The sequence below is a fragment of the Ferrovum myxofaciens genome, assembly GCF_000735045.1.
Classification (GTDB): Bacteria; Pseudomonadota; Gammaproteobacteria; order Burkholderiales; family Ferrovaceae; genus Ferrovum; species Ferrovum myxofaciens.
The window spans coordinates 1-7336 of record NZ_JPOQ01000133.1 but is presented as its reverse complement, the minus strand read 5'-3'; the positions used below and the strand labels follow the sequence as shown (position 1 = coordinate 7336).

General features: G+C 51.0%; 7 protein-coding genes, 1 tRNA gene and 1 pseudogene. 7 read left to right on the top strand and 2 right to left on the bottom strand.

Features of this window, described 5'->3' with window-relative positions; all coding sequences use genetic code 11:
• Positions 1-144: 144 nt before the first annotated feature.
• The 3 genes and pseudogenes from IV91_RS0111710 to IV91_RS0111695 form a co-directional block, all read left to right on the top strand.
• A pseudogene (locus IV91_RS0111710) lies at positions 145-1197 on the top strand (FAD-dependent oxidoreductase); the annotation flags it as partial.
• Between the two features lie 170 nt (positions 1198-1367).
• Positions 1368-2075: a site-2 protease family protein gene (locus IV91_RS0111700; RefSeq protein ID WP_051862640.1), complete on the top strand. Its 708-nt coding sequence runs from the start codon at positions 1368-1370 to the stop codon at positions 2073-2075.
• Positions 2076-2190: 115 nt separating this feature from the next.
• Entirely contained in the window at positions 2191-2922 is a 732-nt protein-coding gene (locus tag IV91_RS0111695; protein ID WP_197456517.1) for a dienelactone hydrolase family protein, read from the top strand.
• An 88-nt stretch (positions 2923-3010) separates the two neighbouring features.
• On the opposite strand, the gene IV91_RS0111690 is transcribed toward IV91_RS0111695, so the two are convergent.
• A tRNA-Leu gene (locus tag IV91_RS0111690) sits at positions 3011-3098 on the bottom strand.
• 109 nt (positions 3099-3207) lie between these two features.
• Here IV91_RS0111690 and msrA point away from each other — a divergent pair.
• On the top strand, positions 3208-4434 hold the full coding sequence (gene msrA / locus IV91_RS0111685; RefSeq protein WP_035417970.1) for a peptide-methionine (S)-S-oxide reductase MsrA: 1227 nt from the start codon (positions 3208-3210) through the stop codon (positions 4432-4434).
• On the opposite strand, the gene ygiD is transcribed toward msrA, so the two are convergent.
• On the bottom strand, positions 4400-5245 hold the full coding sequence (gene ygiD, locus IV91_RS0111680; RefSeq protein WP_082783443.1) for a 4,5-DOPA-extradiol-dioxygenase: 846 nt from the start codon (positions 5243-5245) through the stop codon (positions 4400-4402). The two genes, msrA and ygiD, sit on opposite strands and share 35 nt — an antisense overlap.
• A gap of 101 nt (positions 5246-5346) precedes the next feature.
• Here ygiD and lexA point away from each other — a divergent pair, with 101 nt between their 5' ends.
• The 3 genes from lexA (at position 5347) to IV91_RS0111665 (ending at position 7217) form a co-directional block, all read left to right on the top strand.
• Positions 5347-5949, top strand: a complete 603-nt coding sequence (gene lexA, locus IV91_RS0111675; protein ID WP_031598593.1) for a transcriptional repressor LexA — start codon at positions 5347-5349, stop codon at positions 5947-5949.
• Positions 5950-6057: 108 nt separating this feature from the next.
• Positions 6058-6519: a hypothetical protein gene (locus IV91_RS0111670; RefSeq protein WP_150112471.1), complete on the top strand. Its 462-nt coding sequence runs from the start codon at positions 6058-6060 to the stop codon at positions 6517-6519.
• Positions 6516-7217 carry an SLC13 family permease gene (locus tag IV91_RS0111665; RefSeq protein ID WP_051862638.1) on the top strand — a complete coding sequence of 234 codons (702 nt, stop codon included), beginning with the start codon at positions 6516-6518 and terminating at the stop codon, positions 7215-7217. The genes IV91_RS0111670 and IV91_RS0111665 overlap by 4 nt, the downstream gene beginning before the upstream one ends.
• Positions 7218-7336: the final 119 nt, after the last annotated feature.

Below are 7336 nucleotides of genomic sequence, written 5' to 3'. Positions count from 1 at the left end.
CACGGTGGTAACACCGTTAGAGCAGGTCGTTTGTGATAGAGGGTTTGCCGCTGGTCATGGCCTGGATGCTGTAGTCGCAAGACGAGAGCCAGGAGACCCCAGCGGGTTCGCCCTTAGAACCCCCTGCCTTTAGGCATGGGGAGGTTTAGTACCAAAGTGATGAATATCGAGGACAGCATGCGCGCAGGTAATTTTGACGCGGCATTTCTCGCGGTTGGCGCACACATTGGCAAGCGTGCTTTCATTCCGGTAGGCGACGCGGCACATATCATGGATGCGGTTTCCGTGTTGCGCAGCATGGAAGGTGAGGACAAACCGATGCTGGGCCGCCGTGTGGTGGTTTATGGTGGAGGCAATACAGCAATCGATGTGGCACGCACCGCCAAGCGCTTGGGAGCGACTGAAACCATTATCGTCTATCGCCGTACCCGCGAGAAGATGCCTGCGCACGATTTCGAGGTGGAAGAAGCGCTGCAGGAAGGCGTGATGATCAAATGGCTTTCCACGATTATATCTGTGGGCGAGCATAACCTTGCCATTGAGAAAATGGTGCTGGACGAAAAAGGTTATCCGCAACCTACGGGAGAATTCGAAACCATGGAGGCGGATTCTCTGGTGCTGGCGCTCGGGCAGGATGTCGATCTGTCTCTACTGCAAAGTGTGGCTGGCCTAGAGATTAAGGATGGCACAGTTCAGATCGGCAGCAACATGATGACCGGGCATCCGGGAATTTTCGCTGGAGGCGACATGGTGCCATCGGAGCGCACCGTGACAACGGGGGTCGGGCATGGAAAAAAGGCCGCGCGTCACATTGACGCCTGGTTGCGCGACAGAACTTACGTGCCCGCTGCCAAACACGAGCCGGTGATTTTCAATATGCTCAACCCATGGTATTACTCCGATGCCCCTAAAATCATGCGCCCGGTGCTGGATGCTATACGCCGCCAGTCCGGTTTCGAGGAAGTGCAGGGCGGTTTAAACGAGAACAATGCCTTGTTCGAGGCGCGTCGCTGCCTGTCCTGCGGCAACTGTTTCGAGTGCGATAACTGCTATGGTGTATGTCCCGACAATGCGGTGATCAAGCTGGGTCACGGCAAGCGTTTTCAGATCAACTATGACTATTGCAAGGGCTGCGGAATCTGTGTTGCCGAGTGCCCTTGCGGGGCGATCAAGATGGTTCCGGAGGATGCTCAATGATCTTCCTCGGATACCAGAGTTTGGTTCGACAATCCTGGCTCTCATGGCCGTCATCGGTGCGGGTTATGTTGGCTTTAAATACGCGGAGACACGGAATTGAGATGAGAATCGCAGACGAAGAAGATCAGGTGTTAGTGATTGATGAGCAGATCATTCGGGTTTTTCAGTAAGTGGCCCGCAAACAGTACTTCCTGGGAAGAGTTTTTGGAATTCCGGTGGGCTTGGATTCATCCTGGTTTTTAATTTTTGGCCTGCTCACATGGATGCTGGCAGATGATTATTACCCCGCCGAATTTTTCAATTGGTCACCGGTAATGTATTGGGTCATGGCGGGAGTGACTGCCTTGTTCTATTTTGCGAGCATTCTTCTGCACGAAATCGGACATTCTGTCGTGGCCCTGTGGTACAAAATTCAGGTACGCAGCATCACGCTGTTCATGTTTGGCGGGGTCGCCCAGATAGAGGGAGAGTCACCCAATGCAGGCGCGGAGTTTTTGATAGCCGTCGCAGGCCCATTAGTGAGTTTTTTCCTGGCTTTCGTATGCAATGAACTTCTGCGCGTGTTTTCAGACAACCCCCCCTTGCTTGCCCTGTTCAAATATCTGGCCTACATCAATCTGGCCCTGGGGCTATTCAATCTCATTCCAGGATACCCTCTTGATGGTGGACGCGTATTTCGAGCCATGGTTTGGGCCATAACGGGAGATCTGCCACGGGCTACCTTCATTGCCGCAAAAGTTGGACAGGGATTTGCTTTTGTTTTCATATTGATTGGTTTCTGGAAAATATTCTCCGGAGACATTCCGGGAGGTTTGTGGATTATCTTCCTGGGTTGGTTTCTCAAGAACGCGGCGACAACCCATATTCCCTCATCTTAGGGCAGGTAGCCTTGTGCCCAAAAGTGCCGGTCAAGCGCTTTTCTGATTGCGGGAACTGGAAAATTGATCGACAATATGTCATTAAAAAGTTCAGCCATTCATGATCAGGCTATAGATGTTCGGACAAGTTCAAAGCAAACCAATTCAAGGGAATTTAATGGGCTCAATGATCAGTTATAAAAGACCAGATGGTCAGACTGCCAGTGCTTATCTGGTCAAACCCAAGGGGTCTGAAAATGCCCCGGCAATCGTAGTTATTCAGGAGTGGTGGGGTCTGAATGATCAAATCAAATCTGTTGCTGATAGATTGGCAGGGGCAGGTTACCAAGCGTTAGTGCCTGATTTATATCGCGGCAAATTGGCTTTGGAAGAAAATGAAGCCAATCATTTAATGAATGGGCTTGATTTTGCTGATGCGGCCAGTCAGGATGTTCGCGGCGCGGTTCAATATTTGAAGAGTCTTGGAATCCAAAAAGTCGGCATCACTGGATTTTGTATGGGGGGGGCGTTAACTCTTCTTTCAAGTGTTTTTGTGCCGGAGTTGGATGCTGCGGTAATTTGGTATGGCTATCCACCCTTGGAATATGTTGATGCCACCAAGATTAGCGTACCCATCATGGGGCACTGGGCTACCCTTGACGATGTATTCACTATAGGTGGGGTTGATGCGTTAGAGAAAAAATTAACGGATTCTTCAGTCCCCTTTGAGTTTTTCCGCTACAACGCAAAGCATGCCTTTGCCAATGAAGAGGCTGACTCCAAAAATCTCGCCTATTTAAAGCACGATGCAAAATCTGCAGAACTTGCTTGGATAAGAACTATGGAGTTTTTGAAAAAGCATCTTTAAGAAGAATTTTCAACCGAGTTTGTGGTATCAGTAATTATTTGAAATTATTAGACCATTTTTATTTTTTGGAGGTCTTTGGACTGCTTGATGGTGCCCGGAGCCGGAATCGAACCGGCACAGCCGCAATGGCCGAGGGATTTTAAGTCCCTTGTGTCTACCAGTTTCACCATCCGGGCGACGCCATATTCTAACAGATTACAGAGCGGAACTTGCGTGTGGCTGCGGCGCTGGATGACTTGACCCAGTGGCCAGAGAACAGGACCCTTTTTTATCCAGGTGGTCATAATGAGTCTAAATCCGGTTTTTGGACAATCTTCGGTTTCTCCACATCTTTCCCGTCTGGTGTTGGGTATGGGCTGTTTCTGGGGGGCAGAAAAGCGTCTGGCTTCGCTTCCGGGCGTGGTGCATACCGAGGTGGGATATGCGGGAGGAGAAACCGCCAATCCAACCTATCAAATGGTACTGAGGGAAGCCATCGAAGGAAAGAATCGGGTCCATGCCGAGGTGGTGGAAGTGGATTACGATTCCCGGATCATTTCCACTCGCCAGATTCTGATGGATTTTTTCGAGAATCATGACCCGACTCAGGGAAATCGCCAAGGAAACGATGAGGGTCCCAACTATCGGAGTGTCGTTTTTTACACCCATCCCGATCAACGAAATGAAGCGTTGTCCGTGATGAAAATCTATCAGTCCGCCCTGACTGCCGCAGGATATCCTGCCATGACAACCGAATTAGCTCCTTTAGAGCATTTTTACCGGGCGGAAGAATACCATCAACGCTATCTTCAGAAAAATCCTGAGGGTTATTGTGGGTTGGGTGGAACCGGTGTGGTTTTTCCTGCCCAGCAACCGGAGAAATCACTGAGTCACTCAGTTCCTCTTCTCGATGGAAAATCCCTGGCAGCGACTCAATTGGTCGTCTTTGAGGGGGTAGATTGCGATTACTGTCGGCAGTTCGAGGCTCAGGTACTAAAACATTGGAAATCTGCCGTTCCAGTGACGCGGACTCCTTCTGCTCAAGCACCCGTGGGTTGGCATCTCAAAAGTGCCGTGTGGGCCAGTCCCACCAGCGTATTGTTCCAGAATGGCGAGGAAATCAGTCGTTTTACGGGATTCAATGGGGATCAACACGCATTCTGGAATTGGTTGGGCCATTGGACATTAACCCAGGAGCAACAGGCCATTGCCTTCAAAGGAGAAACAGAACCTGCATTTACAGGGTCATTCCTTGACAACCATGTTTCGGGTACCTATGTGGATCCTGTTACCGGTCAACCTTTGTTCCGGAGCGATGCCAAGTTTGGAAGCCATTCCGGATGGCCCAGTTTTTTTGCTCCAGTGTCCGGTGCCCTGATCATGCGTGAGGATGATAGCCATGGCATGCATCGTATCGAGGTGTTGAGTGCCAGTTCCGGGATTCACCTCGGTCATGTTTTTGACGATGGCCCCCCTCCCACAGGCAAGCGCTACTGCATCAACAGTGCGGTACTACGTTTCGTTCCTGATTAGTTTCTGGACCAGAGGATCCTTCTCTTGGTGAAAGAAGGACGCCCGTCATGCTGATAGCCGCCATTTCCATAAGTCGGACAGGGAAAGAAACTTGATCCGTGGACTGAAACGAACCCAGAATGGGGAGCAGGGGCAGAAAATGTTCCGGAGTGGGGACGGCCAGGTATCCTTCTGCAGGCCACCGATCCCATTCAAGTAAAGATTCATGGTCGTGCTTTCTGATGCATTCCACGACCCAGTCATCAAAACTTTTGGCCCAGGCGTGGGGAGGGGACATCTCTTCCCATAGTGCGGCCCCAAGATGATGAACAATATTGCCGCTTCCCAGCAGAAGAACCCCTTCTTTGCGCAAAGGGGCCAATCGTTTGCCCAGTTCGTAATGGAAGCCTGGAGACTGGCTCAGATCGAGTGCCACTTGAATCACGGGGATATCTGCATCTGGATATAGATGCAGAAGAAGAGACCAGGCCCCATGATCCAGTCCCCATTCGTGATCTGTGTGGACAGGCCAGGGGGATAAAAGAGTGCAGACTCGGTGGGCCAGTTGCGGACTGCCCGGACAGGGATATTGAATCTGATAGAGGGCGCGTGGGAAACCCCCGAAATCATGAATCGTACGGGGACGAGCCATGGCGGTGACGGCACAATGTTTGAGGCCCCAATGGGCAGAAAAGACCACAATCCCTTGTGGGCGGGGTAATTGACTGCCCAAAGTACACCATTGGTCGGTGACGGGATCGTGACCCAGGGCATGCATGGGATTGCCATGACCAAGAAAGAGAGCAGGATGCGTTAACTCAGTAGTTGGCATGATGTATCCTCCGTGAAAATAGCATGGAACAAAACTTTGAGTTGCATAATTCTTTTGACTGTATATAATTACAGTTACTTGCTTTGAACGGAGTGCTTCCCATGCAGGAACTTACACCACGTCAACAGGAAATTCTTCTTTGGATACGCCAGTATATGGTGGATCATGGTATTCCGCCAACACGCCTTGCGCTCTGTGCCGCCATGGGGTTTCGTTCACCCAATGCGGCAGAGTCGCATTTGCGGGCACTGGAACGTAAAGGGGCGATCGAACTGGTTCAGGGAGTTTCACGGGGGATCCGTTTGGTAGAAGGACCCAAGGAAGCCAGCGGGTTACCGCTCATCGGCAAGGTGGCGGCAGGACAACCCATACTGGCTCTTGCACATATCGAATCCTATGAGCCAATTGCGCCAGAGTTATTTCAGCCTGTGGCGCATTACCTGCTGCGCGTGCAGGGAGAAAGTATGCGCAATGCAGGTATTTTGGAAGGGGATCTGGTTGCGGTACATCATACCCTCATTGCCCAGAATGGACAGATCGTGGTAGCGCGATTAGAGGATGAAGTGACGATAAAAAGATTTTATCGTCAGGGCGAGCGGGTGGAATTGCGCCCGGAAAACCCTGACTATCCAGTCATTGAAGTGAACCTGAAAAAACATGCCCTGCATATCGAGGGAGTGATGGTTGGATTAATCCGTGCCTAGAGCGTACCGTTGATCAAGGAGAGAAATATCGTGTGGACCGTACTGGAAAACTTAGGATACCGTGCGAAACATGAACCCCGCGCGGAAAGTCGGGCAAGGGAAAAACATGTGAGGTTCCTGGAGGAATCAGGCGGTTTGCACCTGCTGCCAACGACGGGCAGTGTGACGGACCTGGAATCCTGCGTTTCTTTGATACAACGGTGTCTGGCACGGCATCAATGGGTTTTTTTGGTGGATTCTCCCTTCGATGAAGATATCCTGTTGCGTTTCTATCCTGTGTTGTCTGACAAGCGCGTGGTCAATATCCCCGTCAAGTCCTATGAAGCCAAACATTGGGCCCTGCTACAGGCGCTAAACCATCCTTTGGCCGGCGCTCTTTTATTTTGGCATTCTTTCCTGGATTCTTATGAAGAACAGAAATTGGACGGATTAGCGCAGAAAACCCAATGTTTTTGTGGGCAATTCGTTTCTGATGATCTGCCGCGGGCTTTACCCTCCCTGCCTTCGACGGGCCACCTCCATTCCCTGATGGGACCAATCCGGTCACCGACGCGGCAAAAACGCCCGTGAGTTTCCTCTGGTTGAAAGAGCCCTTACTCCAACTCTTGATTGCTCTCGGAATTTTGATGGGTTTTTTTCACCCTACCGCCTGGGCGGGAGCGGTGCATCGCATACACCTTCCGACGCTAGAGGTTCTGGGTGGACTGATGCTTCTGACGCAAGGAATTGAACAGAGCCGGATTTTGCCAAAGTTAGGGCGACATTTGCTGGATCGGGTTCATAGTGAACGATCCTTGGCACGGTGGTTGACCTGGGCTTCCATAATCCTTTCTACTTTTTTGACCAACGATATCGCACTTTTCGTTGTGGTTCCGCTTACCTTGGCTTTGCGACAACTGGCGCCAGTTTCCTGGCGTCGACTGATCATCTTCGAGGCATTGGGGGTCAATGTGGGATCCCTGTTGTCTCCCATCGGTAATCCCCAGAATATCTATCTCTGGCAATTAAGTCACTTATCCTTCCCGGGTTTTATTGAAATGATGGCTCCCTGGGGATTGGTTCTGCTGGCCGGACTGGCACTTCTGGTGGAGTTGGGCAGTTCACGACGCCCCATTGTCCTTCATCTTGAGGACCATACTATTACCGTATTACGGGGGCTTTTTTGGATTAGTCTGGGACTTTATCTTCCTTTTCTGGGCTTGGTGGAAACCGGGCATTCCACTTGGGCATTAGCGCTGGCGCTCGGATTAGGGATTTTTCGTCCGTAAGCGGTAAGCCAGCGGCGTTGTATTCAGGGAGGATTGACCCCGGCATACTCCGATCATCAAGGATAGATGATCGGGAGGGGGTTACGAATGGCTGTGCTGGGTGAAACGATACAGATCGG